The organism is Thermoactinospora rubra (genome assembly GCF_002093975.1).
Lineage (GTDB): Bacteria > Actinomycetota > Actinomycetes > Streptosporangiales > Streptosporangiaceae > Nonomuraea > Nonomuraea rubra_A.
The window spans coordinates 172,627-190,591 of sequence record NZ_MSZZ01000023.1; the positions used below are offsets into that span (position 1 = coordinate 172,627).

32 protein-coding genes are annotated in these 17,965 nt (G+C 67.2%); all 32 read right to left on the reverse strand.

The features are described 5' to 3' along the window. Positions 1-241 precede the first annotated feature (241 nt). Complete coding sequence (rplQ, locus tag BSB02_RS23400; RefSeq protein WP_084961839.1) at positions 242-850, reverse strand: 50S ribosomal protein L17; 609 nt, start codon at positions 848-850, stop codon at positions 242-244. Between the two features lie 80 nt (positions 851-930). Beyond that, positions 931-1,950 (reverse strand): DNA-directed RNA polymerase subunit alpha, encoded by a 1,020-nt coding sequence (locus BSB02_RS23405; RefSeq protein WP_084961841.1) that lies wholly within the window; start codon positions 1,948-1,950, stop codon positions 931-933. Between the two features lie 107 nt (positions 1,951-2,057). Further along, complete coding sequence (gene rpsD, locus BSB02_RS23410; protein ID WP_084961843.1) at positions 2,058-2,684, reverse strand: 30S ribosomal protein S4; 627 nt, start codon at positions 2,682-2,684, stop codon at positions 2,058-2,060. 20 nt (positions 2,685-2,704) lie between these two features. Then, the gene (rpsK, locus tag BSB02_RS23415; RefSeq protein WP_020542285.1) at positions 2,705-3,109 is read right to left on the reverse strand and encodes a 30S ribosomal protein S11; all 405 of its coding nucleotides are present in this window, start codon (positions 3,107-3,109) and stop codon (positions 2,705-2,707) included. A gap of 45 nt (positions 3,110-3,154) precedes the next feature. Beyond that, positions 3,155-3,535: a 30S ribosomal protein S13 gene (gene rpsM / locus BSB02_RS23420; protein WP_084961951.1), complete on the reverse strand. Its 381-nt coding sequence runs from the start codon at positions 3,533-3,535 to the stop codon at positions 3,155-3,157. 197 nt (positions 3,536-3,732) lie between these two features. Then, a complete protein-coding gene (gene rpmJ / locus BSB02_RS23425) occupies positions 3,733-3,846 on the reverse strand; it encodes a 50S ribosomal protein L36 (RefSeq protein ID WP_003956441.1) in 114 nt (37 codons plus the stop codon). A 24-nt stretch (positions 3,847-3,870) separates the two neighbouring features. Continuing rightward, positions 3,871-4,092, reverse strand: a complete 222-nt coding sequence (infA, locus tag BSB02_RS23430) for a translation initiation factor IF-1 (protein ID WP_030508344.1) — start codon at positions 4,090-4,092, stop codon at positions 3,871-3,873. Between the two features lie 304 nt (positions 4,093-4,396). Then, positions 4,397-4,798: a hypothetical protein gene (locus BSB02_RS23435; protein ID WP_084961845.1), complete on the reverse strand. Its 402-nt coding sequence runs from the start codon at positions 4,796-4,798 to the stop codon at positions 4,397-4,399. Positions 4,799-4,902: 104 nt separating this feature from the next. Further along, complete coding sequence (locus BSB02_RS23440) at positions 4,903-5,322, reverse strand: DUF1707 SHOCT-like domain-containing protein (protein ID WP_084961953.1); 420 nt, start codon at positions 5,320-5,322, stop codon at positions 4,903-4,905. Between the two features lie 19 nt (positions 5,323-5,341). Beyond that, a complete protein-coding gene (gene map / locus BSB02_RS23445) occupies positions 5,342-6,151 on the reverse strand; it encodes a type I methionyl aminopeptidase (protein WP_084961846.1) in 810 nt (269 codons plus the stop codon). Between the two features lie 111 nt (positions 6,152-6,262). Continuing rightward, complete coding sequence (locus BSB02_RS23450; RefSeq protein ID WP_084961848.1) at positions 6,263-6,913, reverse strand: adenylate kinase; 651 nt, start codon at positions 6,911-6,913, stop codon at positions 6,263-6,265. Continuing rightward, entirely contained in the window at positions 6,913-8,223 is a 1,311-nt protein-coding gene (secY, locus tag BSB02_RS23455; protein ID WP_084961850.1) for a preprotein translocase subunit SecY, read from the reverse strand. The genes BSB02_RS23450 and secY overlap by 1 nt, the downstream gene beginning before the upstream one ends. 167 nt (positions 8,224-8,390) lie before the next feature. Beyond that, complete coding sequence (gene rplO, locus BSB02_RS23460; protein WP_084961852.1) at positions 8,391-8,861, reverse strand: 50S ribosomal protein L15; 471 nt, start codon at positions 8,859-8,861, stop codon at positions 8,391-8,393. A 2-nt stretch (positions 8,862-8,863) separates the two neighbouring features. Continuing rightward, positions 8,864-9,046, reverse strand: a complete 183-nt coding sequence (gene rpmD, locus BSB02_RS23465) for a 50S ribosomal protein L30 (RefSeq protein ID WP_084961854.1) — start codon at positions 9,044-9,046, stop codon at positions 8,864-8,866. Positions 9,047-9,048: 2 nt separating this feature from the next. Beyond that, the gene (gene rpsE / locus BSB02_RS23470) at positions 9,049-9,681 is read right to left on the reverse strand and encodes a 30S ribosomal protein S5 (protein WP_084961856.1); all 633 of its coding nucleotides are present in this window, start codon (positions 9,679-9,681) and stop codon (positions 9,049-9,051) included. 49 nt (positions 9,682-9,730) lie between these two features. Further along, a complete protein-coding gene (gene rplR / locus BSB02_RS23475; RefSeq protein WP_084961858.1) occupies positions 9,731-10,114 on the reverse strand; it encodes a 50S ribosomal protein L18 in 384 nt (127 codons plus the stop codon). A gap of 2 nt (positions 10,115-10,116) precedes the next feature. Next, positions 10,117-10,656 carry a 50S ribosomal protein L6 gene (gene rplF / locus BSB02_RS23480; RefSeq protein WP_084961860.1) on the reverse strand — a complete coding sequence of 180 codons (540 nt, stop codon included), beginning with the start codon at positions 10,654-10,656 and terminating at the stop codon, positions 10,117-10,119. Positions 10,657-10,674: 18 nt separating this feature from the next. Beyond that, positions 10,675-11,073 (reverse strand): 30S ribosomal protein S8, encoded by a 399-nt coding sequence (rpsH, locus tag BSB02_RS23485; protein ID WP_084961862.1) that lies wholly within the window; start codon positions 11,071-11,073, stop codon positions 10,675-10,677. 126 nt (positions 11,074-11,199) lie between these two features. Further along, on the reverse strand, positions 11,200-11,385 hold the full coding sequence (locus tag BSB02_RS23490) for a type Z 30S ribosomal protein S14 (protein ID WP_084961864.1): 186 nt from the start codon (positions 11,383-11,385) through the stop codon (positions 11,200-11,202). Between the two features lie 40 nt (positions 11,386-11,425). Next, the gene (gene rplE, locus BSB02_RS23495) at positions 11,426-11,998 is read right to left on the reverse strand and encodes a 50S ribosomal protein L5 (protein ID WP_084961866.1); all 573 of its coding nucleotides are present in this window, start codon (positions 11,996-11,998) and stop codon (positions 11,426-11,428) included. Beyond that, the gene (gene rplX / locus BSB02_RS23500; RefSeq protein WP_084961868.1) at positions 11,998-12,312 is read right to left on the reverse strand and encodes a 50S ribosomal protein L24; all 315 of its coding nucleotides are present in this window, start codon (positions 12,310-12,312) and stop codon (positions 11,998-12,000) included. Before rplX ends, rplE begins: the two co-directional genes overlap by 1 nt. Continuing rightward, positions 12,312-12,683 carry a 50S ribosomal protein L14 gene (rplN, locus tag BSB02_RS23505; protein ID WP_084961870.1) on the reverse strand — a complete coding sequence of 124 codons (372 nt, stop codon included), beginning with the start codon at positions 12,681-12,683 and terminating at the stop codon, positions 12,312-12,314. Before rplN ends, rplX begins: the two co-directional genes overlap by 1 nt. Before the next feature lie 250 nt (positions 12,684-12,933). Further along, positions 12,934-13,206, reverse strand: a complete 273-nt coding sequence (gene rpsQ / locus BSB02_RS23510) for a 30S ribosomal protein S17 (RefSeq protein WP_084961873.1) — start codon at positions 13,204-13,206, stop codon at positions 12,934-12,936. Further along, the gene (rpmC, locus tag BSB02_RS23515) at positions 13,199-13,438 is read right to left on the reverse strand and encodes a 50S ribosomal protein L29 (protein ID WP_084961955.1); all 240 of its coding nucleotides are present in this window, start codon (positions 13,436-13,438) and stop codon (positions 13,199-13,201) included. The genes rpsQ and rpmC overlap by 8 nt, the downstream gene beginning before the upstream one ends. Continuing rightward, positions 13,438-13,857, reverse strand: a complete 420-nt coding sequence (gene rplP / locus BSB02_RS23520; protein WP_084961874.1) for a 50S ribosomal protein L16 — start codon at positions 13,855-13,857, stop codon at positions 13,438-13,440. Before rplP ends, rpmC begins: the two co-directional genes overlap by 1 nt. Before the next feature lie 2 nt (positions 13,858-13,859). Beyond that, positions 13,860-14,708 (reverse strand): 30S ribosomal protein S3, encoded by an 849-nt coding sequence (gene rpsC / locus BSB02_RS23525; RefSeq protein WP_084961876.1) that lies wholly within the window; start codon positions 14,706-14,708, stop codon positions 13,860-13,862. After that, entirely contained in the window at positions 14,708-15,079 is a 372-nt protein-coding gene (gene rplV / locus BSB02_RS23530) for a 50S ribosomal protein L22 (protein WP_084961879.1), read from the reverse strand. Before rplV ends, rpsC begins: the two co-directional genes overlap by 1 nt. 31 nt (positions 15,080-15,110) lie before the next feature. Next, positions 15,111-15,389 carry a 30S ribosomal protein S19 gene (gene rpsS, locus BSB02_RS23535; RefSeq protein ID WP_084961881.1) on the reverse strand — a complete coding sequence of 93 codons (279 nt, stop codon included), beginning with the start codon at positions 15,387-15,389 and terminating at the stop codon, positions 15,111-15,113. An 11-nt stretch (positions 15,390-15,400) separates the two neighbouring features. Continuing rightward, positions 15,401-16,237, reverse strand: a complete 837-nt coding sequence (gene rplB, locus BSB02_RS23540) for a 50S ribosomal protein L2 (RefSeq protein WP_084961883.1) — start codon at positions 16,235-16,237, stop codon at positions 15,401-15,403. A 122-nt stretch (positions 16,238-16,359) separates the two neighbouring features. Further along, positions 16,360-16,662, reverse strand: a complete 303-nt coding sequence (rplW, locus tag BSB02_RS23545) for a 50S ribosomal protein L23 (protein WP_084961885.1) — start codon at positions 16,660-16,662, stop codon at positions 16,360-16,362. After that, positions 16,662-17,309, reverse strand: a complete 648-nt coding sequence (rplD, locus tag BSB02_RS23550; protein WP_084961887.1) for a 50S ribosomal protein L4 — start codon at positions 17,307-17,309, stop codon at positions 16,662-16,664. Before rplD ends, rplW begins: the two co-directional genes overlap by 1 nt. Further along, positions 17,306-17,959: a 50S ribosomal protein L3 gene (gene rplC / locus BSB02_RS23555; RefSeq protein WP_084961889.1), complete on the reverse strand. Its 654-nt coding sequence runs from the start codon at positions 17,957-17,959 to the stop codon at positions 17,306-17,308. Before rplC ends, rplD begins: the two co-directional genes overlap by 4 nt. Positions 17,960-17,965: the final 6 nt, after the last annotated feature.

Sequence of the window (17,965 nt, forward strand, 5' to 3'; positions counted from 1 at the left end):
CTCCTTGGCGTGGAGAGCCCGGGCGCCTCGGCCCAGGGAAGCGAACACAGCGTGGCGGCACACGGGTCCGGTGGCGGGTGCCGGCGGGATGTGGAGCCTGCGTAAGCCCTCGGCTCGGGTTGGTCCCGAGAACAGTCCCGACGAAGCGGGAAGATCCGGCCTCAGCCGTAGGAGCAGATCGTATGACGAAGGCCCGGCGCCCCCGAGGGGACGCCGGGCCCAGGTGTCACCGCCTGCCGGATCAGGCCTCGTCCTTCTTGGCCTCCGGCTCGGAGGTCTCGGAGCCCTCAGCCTCGGAGGTCTCGGCGGCAGCCTCGGTGGCCTCCTCGTCCTTGGCCTCAGCCTTGGCCTCGGTCGCCTCCTCGGTCGCCTCCTCGGCGGCCTTGGTCTCGGCGGCGGCCGGAGCGGCGGCAGCGGCGGGCCGCGAGACGCGGGCCTGGTTCAGCGGCTCGGTCACCAGCTCGATGATCGCCATGGGCGCGTTGTCGCCCTTGCGCGGGCCGATCTTCGTGATGCGGGTGTAGCCGCCGGGACGGTCGGCGAACTGCGGAGCGATCTCGGAGAACAGCTTCTCCACCACCGCGACCTTGCTCTCCGGGTTCTTGTTGCCGCGGAAGTCCAGACGCGGTGCGCTGCCCTGGATGACGGCGAGAACCTGGCGGCGGTTGTGCTGGTCGCCCTTCTTGGCCTTGGTGATCAGGCGCTCGGCCAGCGGCCGCAGGCGCTTGGCCTTGGCCTCGGTGGTGCGGATCTTGCCGTGCTTGAACAGCTCGGTGGCCAGGTTGGCCAGGATGAGCCGCTCGTGCGCGGGGCTGCCGCCAAGACGTGCACCCTTGGTGGGCTTGGGCATGTCGTTCTCCTTGGAGTGTTAACCCGCCCCGGCCGTGTCAGGTACCGGAGTCGGGCCGCCAGATCCGAAGATCCGCGATGTCAGTACTGCTCGGTCTCCACGTAGGCGGAGTCGTCGTCGTCGCCGTAGCCGCCGCCGGCCACCGCGCTCGGGTCGAACCCGGGCGGGGAGTCCTTCAGGGCCAGGTTCATCTCGTGCAGCTTCTGCTTGACCTCTTCGATCGACTTGGCGCCGAAGTTGCGGATGTCGAGCAGGTCCTGCTCGCTGCGGGCGACGAGCTCGCCGACGGTGTGGATGCCCTCGCGCTTGAGGCAGTTGTAGGAGCGGACTGTGAGGTTCAGCTCCTCGATCGGCAGCGCCAGGTCGGCCGCCAGGGCGGCGTCGGTCGGCGACGGGCCGATGTCGATGCCCTCGGCCTCGACGTTGAGCTCGCGGGCCAGGCCGAAGAGCTCGACGAGGGTCTTGCCGGCGGAGGCCACCGCGTCGCGGGGCTTCATGGCCGGCTTGGTCTCCACGTCCAGGATGAGGCGGTCGAAGTCGGTGCGCTGCTCGACTCGGGTGGCCTCGACCTTGTAGGTGACCTTCAGGACCGGGGAGTAGATCGAGTCGATCGGGATGCGGCCGATCTCCTGGCCCGGCTGCTTGTTCTGGGCGGCGGAGACGTAGCCGCGACCGCGCTCGACGGTCAGCTCCATCTCCAGCTTGGCCTTGCCGTTGAGGGTGGCGATGCGCAGCTCGGGGTTGTGGACCTCGACGCCGGCCGGGGGCGCGATGTCGGCGGCGGTGACCTCGCCGGGGCCCTGCTTGCGCAGGTACATCACGACCGGCTCGTCGTGCTCGGAGGAGACGACCAGCTCCTTGAGGTTCAGGATGATGTCGGTGACATCCTCCTTCACGCCCGGAACGGTCGAGAACTCGTGGAGCACGCCCTCGATGCGGATGCTGGTGACGGCCGCGCCCGGGATGGACGACAGCAGGGTGCGCCTCAGCGAGTTGCCGATGGTGTAGCCGAAGCCCGGCTCCAGTGGCTCGATGACGAACCGGGAGCGGAACTCGTCGATCGACTCCTCGAGCAGAGTCGGGCGCTGAGCGATCAGCATGTGGGTTTCTCCCCTGGTGAGGAGCGACGCCCGCTATATGACGCCGCTCTGTTGACAGCCTGGGCGTCGTACGGCCGGGCCGGCCGTACGACGCCCGCGGTGAGCCCTTACTTGGAGTAGAGCTCGACGATGAGCTGCTCCTGGACCTGCGTGTCGATCTGCTGACGGACCGGCAGCTGGTGGACCAGGATGCGCATCTTGTCCGGCACGACGCCCAGCCAGGCCGGGATCTGCCGGTCGCCTGCGGTGGCGCGGGCCACCTCGTACGGCATCAGGTTACGCTTCTTCTCCGCGATCTCGATGATGTCGTGCTCGCGGACGCGGTAGGACGGGATGTTGACCTTCTTGCCGTTGACCAGCACGTGGCCGTGACGGACCTGCTGGCGGGCGGCGTCGCGCGACTGCGCGAAACCGGCGCGGTAGATCACGTTGTCGAGGCGGCTCTCCAGGATCTGGAGCAGGTTCTCGCCCGTCTTGCCGCCCTTGCGGTTGGCCTCCTCGTAGTAGTTGCGGAACTGCTTCTCGAGGACGCCGTAGATGCGGCGGGTCTTCTGCTTCTCACGGAGCTGGAGCTGGTACTCCGTCTCCTTCGGCCGGCCACGGCCGTGCTCGCCCGGCGGGTAGGGGCGGATCTCGATGGGGCACTTGGCGGACTCGCACTTGCTGCCCTTGAGGAAGAGCTTGGTCTTCTCCCGGCGGCAGAGCTTGCAGTCCGCACCCGTGTAACGAGCCATGTGTCAATCTCTCCTGGGTGTCAGACGCGGCGGCGCTTCGGCGGGCGGCAGCCGTTGTGCGGAACCGGGGTGACGTCCTGGATCGAGCCGACCTCGAGGCCGGTGGCCTGGAGGGAGCGGATCGCGGTCTCACGGCCGGAGCCGGGGCCCTTGACGAAGACGTCGACCTTGCGCATGCCGTGCTCCATGGCGCGGCGGGCGGCGTTCTCGGCAGCCATCTGCGCGGCGAACGGGGTGGACTTGCGGGAGCCCTTGAACCCGACGTGGCCGGCGCTGGCCCAGGAGATCACGTTCCCGTTGGGGTCGGTGATCGAGACGATCGTGTTGTTGAACGTGCTCTTGATGTGCGCGTGGCCGTGAGCGACGTTCTTCTTCTCCTTGCGGCGCACCTTCTTCGGGGCGCCCTGGCGGCTCTTAGGAGGCATATCTTGCCGTTACTCCTGAGGTCTTCGGTCCTGCGGCTGCGCGGACTACTTCTTACCGGGCTTCTTCTTGCCGGCGACGGTCTTCTTCTTGCCCTTGCGGGTGCGCGCGTTGGTCTGGGTGCGCTGACCGTGGACCGGGAGGCCCTTGCGGTGCCGGATGCCCTGGTAGCAACCGATTTCGATCTTGCGACGGATGTCGGCCTGGACCTCGCGGCGCAGGTCACCCTCGATCTTGTAGTTCGCCTCGATGTAGTCACGCATCGGGACGAGCTCGTTGTCGGTGAGCTGGTGCACGCGAAGGTCGCCGCTCACGCCCGTCGCCGCGAGGATCTCCTTGGCGCGGGTGCGGCCGATTCCGTAGATGTAGGTGAGAGCGATCTCCAGCCGCTTGTCGCGGGGGAGGTCGACGCCAACCAGGCGAGCCATGGCGGGCATTTCTCCTTCTGTGTGGCGGAGGTCCTACGCCCCACTCCCCTCCCCATGCCCGGGGTGAGGGCCCCGGCCTCCGACCGGGGGTGTCCACTGACGTGGGTGTGACGCGCGATATCAGTTGTTGTTTGCAGGCTTCTCATGCGTCGAGCCCGCCTCCCAATGGAGCGGACTCGCGAGAAGCCTTACGGCGACTAGCCCTGGCGCTGCTTGTGGCGCAGGTTGTCGCAGATCACCATGACGCGACCGTGCCGGCGGATCACCTTGCACTTGTCGCAGATCTTCTTGACGCTCGGCTTGACCTTCATAGTCCTTCGTGTCCTCAGACGTCTTTACTTGTATCGGTAGACGATCCGCCCACGACTGAGGTCGTAGGGGCTCAGCTCCACGACAACCCTGTCGTCGGGCAGGATCCGGATGTAGTGCATCCGCATCCGTCCGCTGATGTGGGCCAGGACCTTATGGCCGTTGTCAAGCTGCACCCGGAACATGGCGTTCGGGAGCGACTCGATAACAGTGCCCTCGATCTCGATGGCGCCGTCTTTCTTGGCCAAAATCCCTCGCGTTTCACTGATCGGTCGTCTGAGGCATCGGTCCACTAGCAGCCGCGACCACGCGCTTCATGTGAGAGCGACGGCTTGCCAAGGCCGCTGACGCGCGATGGTCATAGTGAGCCGACTAAGGAGTGTACGACACTCTGGCGGAAAACGCGAAACGCGGCGCCAGGTGTCCCGACACAACCATGTCCCAGGTTACCCCAGATCGCCTGCCGTATACGCCGGGACAGCATGAAGCGGCCCGCCGGTGGGTCCGGCGGGCCGCTCGGGAGAGAACCCGTGGATCAGTGGATCCCGTGGATCAGTAGATGCGGTGCTTGCCACCGCAGTTGTCGAACTTGCTGCCCCAGCAGGTCCAGGTGTAGATCTTCTTGATCCCCTTGTAGCCCCAGGTGCCGCCGCTCTTGTGGCCGCTCCAGCCGTACACCTTGGTGTGCCAGCCGCCGTCGCGGTAGTACTTGAACCACACGTAGGCCGGCTTGTGGGTGTCCTTGCTGTAGCCGTACCACTTCGTGTAGACCTTGCCGTGGCTCTTGAAGACCTTGCCGTAGGCGTAGGCGTCGTGGTTGCTCGAGTAGTACTTGCCCCAGAAGCCGGTGGAGGTCTGGGCCCCCGCGGTGGTCGCCTGGGCCGCGGCCGGGGCGACGGCCAGGCCGGTGGCGATGGAGGCGGTCAGGGCGGCGGCTGCGAAAATCTTGCGCATTTCGTGTCGGCCTTTCGTGGGTCGGTGTTGCCGGACACCGCTCACGCTAGGAAGGATCGACCGGCCCATCCGCGCAGGAATACACAGAGTGTACTTGTTCACACTCAGCGACGACGCGGCGAGAAGATGGTGCTGATCAGCAGGATCGCGCCCCACGGGCCCATGACCCACACCGGCCAGGGGTAGATGGCCTCGCCGGAGGACAGGCTGATGATCAGCCAGATCACCCAGTTCACGGCGCTGGCCGAGGCCCACGCCGCCCACGCGGCCCGCATGCCCGGGTGCAGGCCGCCCTTCTGGGCTGGTACGGCCGGCGTGCGCGCCGCCCGCTCGCGCAGGTCCACCTCCGGCAGGTCGGCCGTCACCTTCGCGAGCTCGCCGTAGGTCTTGCTCTGATAGACCTGCTCCAGGCGCTCGTTGAACTCCTCCACCGTGATGCGCCCCTGGGCGGTGTGCTCACGCAACACCGCGGCGACCCTGTCGCGATCCGCGTCGGAAGCGCGCATCTCGGGGCTCTGCGCCATCGTCACCACTCCCGGGGGATCAGGTCATCAGCTGCGCCAGGCGCTCCTTCCCGCCGTCGAGGGCGGTGAGCACCCAAGGTCCATTATGTGTCACCGCGACGCTGTGCTCGAAGTGCGCCGAGGGCTTGCCGTCGATGGTCACCACGGTCCAGTCGTCGGCCAGCACGCGGGTGCGCTGAGTGCCCAGGTTCACCATCGGCTCGATCGCCAGGCACATGCCCGGCTCCAGCACCGGGCCGCGGCCCGGCCGACCGTGGTTGGCCACCCACGGGTCCATGTGCATCTCCGTGCCGATGCCGTGCCCGCCGTACTCCTGGGGGATGCCGTAGCGGCCCTGCGAGCGGACGTACCTCTCGATCTCGTAGCCGATGTCGGACAGGTGGCGGCCCGCGGTCAGCACGGCGATGCCGCGCCACATCGCCTCCTCGGTGACGCGCATCAGCTCGGTGAGCGCCGGATCCACCTCGCCCACCGGCACCGTCACCGCCGAGTCGCCGTGCCAGCCGTCGAGGATGGCGCCGCAGTCGATGGAGATGATGTCGCCCTCGCGCAGCTTGCGTGCGCCCGTGGGGATGCCGTGGACGACCTCGTCGTTGACCGACGCGCAGATCGTGGCCGGGAAGCCCTGGTAGCCCTTGAAGGACGGGATCGCGCCCTCGTCCCTGATCGCCTTCTCGGCGATCGCGTCGAGGTCCAGCGGCGTCACCCCCGGCTCGACGGCCTGCTTGAGCAGCTCCAGGGTGCGCGCCACCACCAGACCAGCGGCCCGCATCTTCTCCAGCTGCTCAGGCGACTTGATCTGGATCCCATGCCTGTTCTTTTTGAACACCCTCGGCACCCCCCACTGGCCCTGATTTCCCTCACAATAGCGGCGAACGCGAAAAGGTCCCCCGCGAACGTCGCGGGAGACCTTTTCCGGACATCTCAGTCTCCGGGCCTCTCACCCCGCGAAGGGCCTGAGCGCCTCCATGGCCCGCCGGGTGACCTCCTCGACGGGGCCGGTCGCGTCGACGCCGACCAGGATCCCCTCATCGGCGTAGAACTCGATGAGCGGCGCGGTCTGCTGCTGGTAGACCTCCAGGCGGTGCCTGACGGTCTCCTCCTTGTCGTCGTCGCGCTGGAAGAGCTGACCCCCGCAAGCGTCGCACCTGTCGTCCTTCTTGTCGTCGAACTCGACGTGCCAGATGCGCCCGCACTGGCTGCAGGTCCGCCTGCCGGCCAGGCGGCGCACCACCTCGTCGTCGTCGACCACCAGGTTGAGGACGATGTCGAGCGTCTGCCCCCACTCCTTGAGCATGTCGCGCAGGACCTCGGCCTGCGGCACGTTCCTGGGGAAGCCGTCGAGCAGGAACCCGTCCTGCGCGTCCTCCTCCGAGAGCCGGTCGCGGACCATGGCGACAGTGACCTCGTCGGGCACGAGGTCGCCGCGGTCCATGTAGGACTTGGCGAGCTTGCCGAGCTCCGTGCCGCCCGAGACGTTGGCACGGAAGATGTCACCTGTCGAGATCTTCGGGATGGACAGGTTCGATGCTATGTACTGGGCCTGCGTCCCCTTACCCGCTCCGGGGGGCCCGACCAGAACCAACCGCACTATCGCAGGAAGCCTTCGTAGTTGCGCTGCTGGAGCTGGCTTTCGATCTGCTTCACCGTGTCAAGTCCGACGCCGACCATGATCAGGATGCTCGTCCCTCCGAACGGGAAGTTCTGGCTCGCGCCGGCGATCGACAGCGCGACGATCGGGACCATGGAGATCAGCCCCAGGTAGAGCGATCCCGGTGCGGTCAGTCGATTGAGCACGAAGCCCAGGTATTCGGCTGTCGGCCGGCCCGGGCGGATGCCCGGAATGAACCCACCGTACTTCTTCATGTTGTCGGCGACTTCAACGGGGTTGAAGGTAATGGTCACGTAGAAGTACGTGAAGAAGATGATCAGGGCGAAGAAGATGCTCATGTACCAGCCGCCGGTGCCCGTCGCCAGGTTCGTCGCGATCCACTGGACGATCGGGTTGGGGTTCTCCGTGTTCGCGAACAGCGAGGTGAGCAGCTGGGGCAGGTACAGCAGTGAAGAAGCGAAGATGACCGGGATGATGCCGGCCTGGTTGACCTTCAGCGGGATGTAGGTGGAGGTGCCGCCGTACATCCGGCGCCCGACCATCCGCTTGGCGTACTGCACGGGGATGCGGCGCTGCGCCTGCTCGACGAAGACCACCGCCGCCACCATGAAGACGCCCACGACCATCACGGCCACGAAGGTGAACGCGCTCCGCTGGAAGATGCTGGCCAGCTCCGACGGGAAGACGGCGACGACCTGCGTGAAGATCAGCAGCGACATGCCGTTGCCGACGCCGCGGTCGGTGATGAGCTCGCCCAGCCACATGATCACCGAGGTGCCGGCGGTCATGATGATCACCATCGTCACGATCAGGAAGACGTCGTTGGGATCCACCAGCACGTCGAGCGTGCAGCCTTGGAACAGCTGCCCGCTCCTGGCCAGGGCGATGAACGCCGTGGACTGGAGGACCGCCAGGCCGATCGTGAGATAACGGGTGTACTGGGTGATCTTCGCCTGCCCCGCCTGCCCTTCCTTCTTCAGGGCCTCCAGGCGTGGGATCACCACCACGAGGAGCTGCAGAATGATGCTCGCCGTGATGTACGGCATGATGCCCAGGGCGAACACCGACAGCTTCAGGAGCGCGCCGCCGCTGAACAGCTGCACCATCCCGTAGACGTTGCTGGCGTTGCCGCTGCGGACGACCTTGTAGCACTCTGCGATGTTTTCTACGTGGACACCCGGTGTCGGAAGAACCGAGCCGAGTCGGAACAGCGCGATGATGCCCAGCGTGAAGAGCAACTTCTTGCGCAGGTCCGGCGTCCGGAACGCCCGGGTAAACGCGGTCAGCACGGTCCCTCCTGCGCGCCTTTCAGGCGATATGAGTCTGCGATGGTGCGGGGATCTGCCATCTGATGTGATTGGTCAGACGAGCGGCAGAATACTGCCGTCTCGGCGAACTCTAACGCACTATGGGCGCGGGGGCCCATGGCCGGACCCCCGCGCCTTGTAATAGCTCGTTACAGCTCGGTGGCGGAACCACCGGCAGCGACGATCTTCTCCTTCGCGGACGCCGAGAAGGCGTGAGCCGTGACGTTCACCGCGACCGAGATCTCGCCGGTGCCAAGGATCTTGACCGGCTGGTTCTTGCGGACGGCGCCCTTGGCGACCAGCGCCTCGACGGTGACCTCGCCACCCTCGGGGAACAGCTCGCCGAGCCTGTCCAGGTTGACGACCTGGTAGGTCGTCTTGAACATGGCGTTGGAGAAGCCCTTGAGCTTCGGCAGACGCCTCTGCAGCGGCACCTGGCCACCCTCGAACCCGAGGTGGACCTTGGTGCGGGCGTGCGTGCCCTTGGTGCCGCGACCGGCGGTCTTGCCCTTGGACGCCTCGCCGCGGCCCTTGCGGACCTTCGGCTTGTTGGCGCCCGGGGCCGGACGCAGGTCGTGAATCTTCAGCGGAGCCCTGTCAGTGTTGGTGCTGTCAGTCATGCCTAGTCGACCTCTTCCACGTCGACGAGGTGCGTCACCTTGGCGACCATCCCGCGGATCTCGGGACGGTCCTCCTTGACGACGACGTCGCCGATTCGCTTCAGGCCAAGCGAACGCAGCGAGTCACGCTGGTCCTGCTTGCCACCGATCTTCGAACGGACCTGAGTGATCTTCAGTCGACCCATGACTAGCTCACCGCCTTGGCGGCAGCGGCGGCCTCGGCGAGACCCTCGGCGCGGGCCTTGAGCATCGCCGGCGGAGCGACGTCCTCCAGCGGGAGGCCGCGGCGGGCCGCGATCTCCTCGGGCTTGGACAGGCTCTTCAGCGCGGCCACCGTGGCGTGCACGATGTTGATCGGGTTGTCCGAGCCGAGCGACTTGGACAGCACGTCGTGGATGCCGGCGCACTCCAGCACCGCGCGGACCGGGCCACCGGCGATGACGCCGGTACCGGGCGAGGCGGGCCGCAGGAAGACGACGCCCGCCGCCTCCTCACCCTGCACGATGTGCGGGATGGTGCCCTGGATGCGGGGCACGCGGAAGAAGTGCTTCTTGGCCTCCTCCACGCCCTTGGCGATGGCCGCGGGGACTTCCTTGGCCTTGCCGTACCCGACGCCGACCAGGCCGTTGCCGTCGCCCACGACGACCAGGGCGGTGAAGCTGAAGCGCCGACCACCCTTCACGACCTTGGCCACTCGGTTGATCTTCACTACGCGCTCGATGTACGAGACGCCCTTGTCGGCGGCGCCACCGCGGCGATCGTCACGACGGTCCCGCCGCTCGCCACCGGTGCCGCCTCCGCGACGCGGGGTTGCAGCCATCAGTGGTTCCTCATCTCAGTAGCCATCAGTTGCGATCCTCGGGACCTCATCAGAACTCGAGCCCGCCTTCGCGGGCGCTGTCCGCCAGAGCCGCGATGCGGCCCGCGTAGCGGTTTCCGCCACGGTCGAACACGACCGCGGTGATCCCGGCTGCCTTGGCCCGCTGAGCGAGGAGCTCGCCGACCTTCTTGGCCTTCGCCGTCTTGTCGCCCTCGGCCGAACGCAGCGAGGGGTCCATGGTGGAGGCGCTCACCAGGGTGTGGCCCTTGGTGTCGTCCACGATCTGAACGAACATGTGCCGGGTCGAGCGGGTCACGACCAGGCGCGGACGCTCGGCCGTACCGAAGACCTTCTTGCGGACCCGGGCGTGCCGGCGGGCCCGCGAGACGGCGCGAGCAGCCGTGTGCTTGCTGAACGCGATCTTGCCAGCCATGCCTACTTACCAGCCTTTCCGACCTTGCGGCGGACCTGCTCGCCCTGGTACCGCACGCCCTTGCCCTTGTAGGGGTCGGGCTTGCGAATCTTGCGGATGTTCGCGGCGACCTCGCCGACCTTCTGCTTGTCGATGCCGTCGACGTGGAACAGCGTCGGCTTCTCGACCCGGAAGGTGATGCCCTCGGGGGCGTCCACGATCACGGGGTGGCTGAAGCCGAGCGCGAACTCCAGCTGGGTCGGGCCCTTGGCCTGGACGCGGTAACCGACACCCACGATCTCGAGCGTCTTGGTGTAGCCCTGCGTGACGCCGGTCACCATGTTGGCGATCAGCGTGCGGGACAGGCCGTGCAGGGCACGGACCTTGTTCTCGTCGTTGGGACGGGACACCGTGATGGCGCCGTCCTCCTGGGTCACGCTGATGGGCTCCGCCACCGTGTGGGTGAGCGTGCCCTTGGGACCCTTCACCTCGACCCTCTGACCGTCGATCTTGACCTCGACGCCGCCAGGCACGGGGATGGGCAGCCGTCCGATGCGCGACATGCTGTGTTCCTCCCCTCGTTACCAGACGTAGGCGAGGACTTCCCCGCCCACTCCGCGCTTGCCTGCCTGCTTGTCGGTCATGAGGCCGTGGGACGTCGAGATGATCGCGACGCCCAGCCCGCCCAGGACTCGAGGCAGGTTGTCCTTCTTCGCGTAGACCCGCAGGCCGGGCTTGGACACCCGGCGCAGGCCGGAAAGGGCCCGCTCGCGGCTCGGCCCGAACTTGAGCTCCACCACGAGCTGCTTGGCGGGCTTGGCCTCCTGGACGGACCAGGCCTGGATGTAGCCCTCCTGCTGGAGGATCTCGGCGATGTGCGCCTTGATCTTCGAATACGGCATGGTCACGGTGTCGTGGTATGCCGCGTTCGCGTTGCGCAGACGAGTCAGCATGTCTGCGATCGGGTCGGTCATCGTCATGGCCAACGGCCTTCCTCGCCGCGGTTTCCAGTCGGCCGAGCCGTGCTCTGCCGGTGGACCTGCAGCGTGGTCATGGGCCCTCTCGCCGAGGGCCCGCTGGACAAAACTCTATGGATACGGCTGGGCTTACCAGCTCGCCTTGGTGATGCCGGGCAGCTCGCCCCGGTGCGCCATCTCGCGGAAGCACACGCGGCACAGCCCGAACTTCTTGTAGACGGCGCGGGGACGGCCGCAGCGCGTGCAGCGCGTGTAGGCGCGCACGGCGAACTTGGGCTTGCGCGCCGCCTTGGCGATCATGGACTTCTTCGCCATGCTCAGGTCTCCTTGTTGCGATCCTCAGCCTCGCGGCTGTCTACGCTTCCTTGAACGGGAACCCGAGGTGCCTCAGCAGCGCCCGGCCCTGGTCGTCGTTCTTAGCGGTGGTCACGATCGTGATGTCCATGCCCCGCGGCCGGTCTACCTTGTCCTGGTCGACCTCGTGGAACATGACCTGCTCGGTCAGACCGAAGGTGTAGTTGCCGTTGCCGTCGAACTGCTTGGGCGACAGGCCGCGGAAGTCCCTGATGCGCGGCAGCGCCAGCGTCAGCAGCCGGTCGAGGAACTCCCACATGCGGTCGCCGCGCAGCGTCACGTGCGCGCCGATCGGCATGCCCTCACGCAGCTTGAACTGCGCGATGGACTTCTTGGCCCGGGCCACGGCCGGCTTCTGACCGGTGATCGCGGTCAGGTCGCGGACGGCGCCCTCGATGAGCTTGGAGTCACGAGCCGCCTCGCCGACGCCCATGTTGACCTTGATCTTGACCAGGCCGGGCACCTGCATGACGTTCTCGATGCCGAACTCCTCGCGGAGCTTGGCGATGATCTCCTCGCGGTACTTGGTCTTGAGGCGAGGCGTGGGACGCTCGGTGGTGGTCTCGACGGTCATCAGTTGTCCTCACCCTCCGAGTCGGCCTTCTTCTCGTCAGCCTTCTTGTCGGCGGGCTTGTCGGCCTTGTCTTCCTTGAGCTTCTTGACGTTGCTCACGTGGATGGGAGCCTCCATCCGCCGCACGCCGCCGGACTTGGCGCCGCGGGGGCCCTGGAAGTTCTCCTTGGCGTGCTTGGTCACCATGTTGACGCCCTCGACCACCACGCGCTCCTCGCGCGGGTAGGCGGCGATCACCCGGCCCTTGGCGCCCTTGTCCTTGCCGGCGATGACCTGGACGAGGTCGCCCTTCTTGACATGGAGGGTCTTGGCCATCACAGCACCTCCGGCGCGAGCGAGATGATGCGCATGAACTTCTTGTCACGCAGCTCACGGCCGACCGGACCGAAGATGCGGGTGCCGCGGGGGTCACCGCTGTCCTTGATGATGACGGCCGCGTTCTCGTCGAAGCGGATGTAGGAGCCGTCGGGACGGCGGCGCTCCTTGGTCGTGCGCACCACGACCGCCTTGACGACATCGCCCTTCTTCACACCGGTGGACCCGGGGAGGGCGTCCTTGACCGTGGCGACGATGACGTCGCCGATGCCCGCGTAGCGCCGACCCGAGCCGCCGAGCACGCGGATGCACAGGATCTCCTTGGCACCCGTGTTGTCGGCGACCTTGAGTCGCGACTCCTGCTGGATCACGTCTACTCCTGTAGGTCTCCGCCGGTTCTCTCACGCGAGAGCCTGGCGGAACTTCGCTGGTCTTGGTCCTCCGGCGACAACCTCACAGTCGGGTACGGCATGCCGTACCCGAAAGGAGAATCGCCCCGCAGGCGACAGGAGGCCCTCGCGGACCTCCCGTCCTTGGACACCGTCGTGGGGGGCAGCTGTCCGCCCCCCCACGAGGCGCGTAAGTATCCGAGTCAGTTTACCGTCGAGACAAACGTGCTCGTTACTTCGCCTTCTCGAGGATCTCCACCACGCGCCAGCGCTTGGTCGCCGACATCGGGCGGGTCTCCATCAGCAGCACGCGGTCCCCGACGCCGCAGGCGTTCTGCTCGTCGTGCGCCTTGTACTTCTTGGTCCGGCGGATGACCTTGCCGTACAGCGGGTGCTTGACGCGGTCCTCGACGGACACGACCACGGTCTTGTCCATCTTGTCGCTGACGACCAGGCCCTCGCGGGTCTTCCGGTAGTTGCGCCCGGTCTCCGGGTTCTCAGGCATCGCTCGACTCCTTCTCAACCGTCTGGATGATGCCGAGCTCGCGCTCACGCATGACGGTGTAGATGCGGGCGATCTCGCGGCGGACGGCGCGCAGCCGCCCGTGGCTCTCCAACTGACCGGTGGCCGCCTGGAAGCGGAGGTTGAACAGCTCCTCCTTGGCTTCCTTCAGCTTCTGGACCAGGGACTCCTGGTCCTCCTCACGCAGTTCAGCGGCGGTCAGACCCTTAGCCATCACGCCTCACCCACTTCTCGCTTAACGATCTTGCACTTCATGGGGAGCTTGTGGATCGCACGCTTCAGCGCCTCACGGGCGACCGGCTCGGCGACACCAGACAGCTCGAACATGACGCGACCGGGCTTGACGTTGGCGATCCACCACTCCGGAGAACCCTTGCCGGAACCCATACGGGTCTCGGCCGGCTTCTTGGTGAGCGGGCGGTCGGGGTAGATGTTGATCCACACCTTTCCGCCACGGCGGATGTGACGGGTCATGGCGATACGAGCGGACTCGATCTGGCGGTTGGTCACGTAAGCGTGCTCAAGCGCCTGAATGCCGAACTCGCCGAACACGACCCTCGTGCCGCCCTTGGCGGCACCGCTGCGGTCAGGCCGGTGCTGCTTGCGGTGCTTGACCCTGCGCGGGATCAGCATGGTCAGCTCCCTTCAGCACCCGGCTGCGCGGCCGGGCCGGTCTCGGGGGCGGCTCCGGGGGAGGCCGCCGCGGTGGACTCAGAACGGGGGGCGCGGCCCTGCCCGCCACGGCGCTCGCCGCGGCCGGCGCCACCGCGGCGCGGGCGCTCGGCGCCGCCGGCGCGGCGCTCGTCGCGACGCTGACCGGCGCGGGCGCCGGCGGCCGCCGCCTCGCGCTCGGCGCGGCTGGTGGGGGCCTCACCCTTGTAGATCCACACCTTCACGCCGATGCGGCCGAAGGTGGTGCGTGCCTCGTAGAAGCCGAAGTCGATGTCCGCCCGGAGCGTGTGCAGCGGCACGCGGCCCTCGCGGTAGAACTCCGATCGGGACATCTCAGCACCGCCCAGGCGACCGGAGCACTGGACACGGATGCCCTTGGCCCCGCTCTTCATGGCGGACTGCATCGCCTTGCGCATGGCACGGCGGAACGAAACACGGCTGGACAGCTGCTCGGCGACACCCTGGGCGACGAGCTGCGCGTCGATCTCGGGGTTCTTCACCTCGAGGATGTTGAGCTGAACCTGCTTCTTGGTCAGCTTCTCCAGGTCGCCACGGATACGGTCCGCCTCGGCGCCGCGACGGCCGATGACGATGCCGGGACGCGCGGTGTGGATGTCCACCTGGACGCGGTCCGTCGTGCGCTCGATCTCGACCTTGGAGATGCCGGCCCGCTCCATGCCCTTCTGCAGCATGCGGCGGATGGCAACGTCCTCTGCGACATACGACTTGTAGAGCTTGTCGGCGTACCACCGGCTCTTGAAGTCGGTCGTGATGCCGAGGCGGAACCCGTGCGGGTTAACCTTCTGGCCCACTAGCGGGTCCTTCCCTTCGGCTGCTTGCCCTGGCCCTCGGGCCGGGACTCGACGATCACGGTGATGTGGCTCGTCCGCTTGTTGATCCGGAAGGCACGACCCTGGGCGCGCGGCCGGAACCGCTTCAGCGTCGGGCCCTCGTCGACCCACGCGCGGCTCACGACGAGCGTCTGCGGGTCGAGGTCGAAGTTGTGCTCGGCGTTCGCCATGGCGCTGCTGAGCACCTTGTAGACGGGTTCGCTCGCCGCCTGGGGAGCGAACTGCAGCACGGCCTGCGCCTGCGAAGCGGGCAGCCCGCGAATGAGGTCCACCACGCGGCGGGCCTTCTGGGGCGTGACGCGGACGAACCGCGCCTGAGCCCTGGCTTCCATCGCTTACTCCTCTTGCTTCTTCTGAAAGGCGCTACCGCCGGCTGCGGCGGTCTTCCTTGACGTGGCTGCGGAACGTGCGCGTCGGCGCGAACTCACCGAGCTTGTGGCCGATCATGGCCTCGGTGATGAACACCGGGACGTGCTTGCGGCCATCGTGAACGGCGATCGTGTGCCCGATCATGGACGGCACGATCATGGAGCGCCGCGACCACGTCTTGATGACGTTCTTGGTGCCCTTCTCGTTCTGGGCGTCCACCTTCTTCTGAAGGTGCTCGTCCACGAAGGGACCCTTCTTCAGGCTACGTGGCATTTCGGCTGCTCCTACCGCTTCTTCCTCTTGCTCCGGCGACGGATGATCAGCCGGTCGCTGGCCTTGTTGGCACGGCGGGTACGGCCTTCGGGCTTGCCCTTCGGGTTCACCGGGTGGCGACCACCGGAGGTCTTGCCCTCACCACCACCGTGCGGGTGGTCGACGGGGTTCATCGCCACACCGCGGACGGTCGGGCGCTTGCCCTTCCACCGCATACGGCCGGCCTTGCCCCAGTTGATGTTGCCCTGCTCGGCGTTGCCGACCTGGCCGACCGTGGCGCGGCAGCGCACGTCGACCATGCGCATCTCGCCCGAGGGCATGCGCAGGGTGGCGTACTGGCCCTCCTTGGCGAGCAGCTGGATCTGCGCGCCGGCGGACCGGCCCAGCTTGGCGCCGCCGCCCGGCCGCAGCTCCACCGCGTGGATGAAGGTACCGGTCGGGATGTTGCGCAGCGGCAGGCAGTTGCCCGGCTTGATGTCGGCCGAGGGGCCGTTCTCGATGCGGTCGCCCTGCTTGATGCCGTTCGGCGCGATGATGTAGCGCTTCTCGCCGTCGGCGTAGTGCAGCAGCGCGATGTTGGCGGTGCGGTTGGGGTCGTACTCGATGTGTGCGACCTTCGCCGGAATGCCGTCCTTGTCATGCCTACGGAAGTCGATGATCCGGTAGGCGCGCTTGTGGCCGCCGCCCTGGTGGCGTGCGGTCACCCGGCCGTGCACGTTGCGGCCGCCCTTGCTGTGAAGGGGCGCAAGCAGCGACTTCTCCGGGGTGCTGCGCGTGATCTCGGCGAAGTCCGAGACGCTGGCGCCGCGACGACCCGGAGTCGTCGGCTTGTACTTACGGATGCCCATCTTTTTCGTTCATCCCTGTCTATTTGTCGCGCCTACGGCGCGACGTGCTCGGGGCGCTGGTCAGGCGCCCCTCGCAGAACCTTTACCGTCTTCTCAACGTCGTAGGCCGGGCCCCACCGGACTCAGCCGACCGCACCGAAGATGTCGATGCGGTCGCCCTCCGCCAGGCTCACGATCGCGCGCTTGGTGTCGGGCCGCTTGCCGTAGCCGGTGCGGGTGCGCTTGCGCTTGCCCTGCCGGTTGATCGTGTTGACCCCGGTGACCTTGACCCCGAAGATCTGCTCGACAGCGATCTTGATCGCGGTCTTGTTCGCGGTCTTCTTCACCAGGAACGTGTACTTGTTGTGCTCGTCGATCAGCCCGTAGCTCTTCTCAGAGACGACCGGCTTGATGATGATGTCACGCGGGTCGGCGATCTTCTCCATCAGGCGTCTTCCTTCCCGCCCTGGCTCAGCCGAGCCACGACCTGGTCGTACGCCTCCTGGGTGAAGACCACGTCGTCGCTGCAGAGCACGTCGTAGGTGTTGAGCTGCCCCGCGTCCAGCAGGTGGACCTCGGGGACGTTGCGCAGGCTCAGCCAGGTCAGCTCGTCGGCCTCGTCGACCACGACGAGCACCCGCGGAGCCTTGGTGACCTTGCGCAGGGCCTCCAGCGCCGCCTTGGTCTTCGGCGTCTCGCCGGTGACCAGGCTCTTCACCACGTGCACGCGACCGCCGGACGCGCGGTCCGACAGCGCGCCGCGGAGGGCGGCGGCCTTCATCTTCTTGGGGGTCCGCTGCGAGTAGTCGCGCGGCACCGGACCGTGGACGGTGCCACCGCCGGTGAACTGGGGCGCGCGGGTCGAACCCTGGCGGGCCCGGCCGGTGCCCTTCTGGCGGTAGGGCTTCTTGCCGCCGCCGCTGACCTCACCGCGGGTCTTGGTCTTGTGGGTGCCCTGCCGGCGAGCGGCGAGCTGGGCCACGACCACCTGGTGGATCAGCGGGACGTTGACCTTGGCGCCGAAGATGTCCTCCGGCAGGTCGACGGTGCCGGCCTTGGCGCCGCTGGCGTCGAGGACGTCGATGGTGCTCACTTGGCCGCCCCCTTCTTGGCAGCGGTGCGGACGAGGACCAGGCTGCCGTTGGGGCCGGGGATCGCGCCCTTGATCAGGAGCAGACCCTTCTCGGCGTCCACGGCGTGAACCTTGAGGCTCTGCACAGTCGTGCGGACGTTGCCCATCCGCCCCGCCATGCGCAGACCCTTGAAAACGCGGCCCGGCGTGGCGCAGCCGCCGATGGAACCCGGCGAACGGTGCTTGCGCTGCGTACCGTGCGAGGCACCCAGACCGCCGAAGCCGTGGCGCTTCATGACACCCGCGAAGCCCTTGCCCTTGGACTTGCCAGTCACGTCGACGTACTGGCCGGCTTCGAAGGTGTCGGCCAGCAGCTCCTGGCCCAGGGTGTACTCGCTCGCGTCGTCGGTGCGGATCTCCGCGAAGTAACGGCGCGGGGTGATGTTGTGCTTGCGCAGGTAGTCGCCGAGCGGCTTGTTGACCTTCCTGGGGTCGACCTGACCGTACCCGAGCTGGATGGCCGAGTAGCCGTCCTTCTCGGGGGTCCGGATACGGGTCACCACGCACGGACCGGCCTCGACGACGGTCACCGGGACGAGCCGGTTGTCCGCGTCGAAGACCTGGGTCATGCCGAGCTTCTTGCCCAGGACGCCCTTGATCGTCTTAGCCATGTCAGT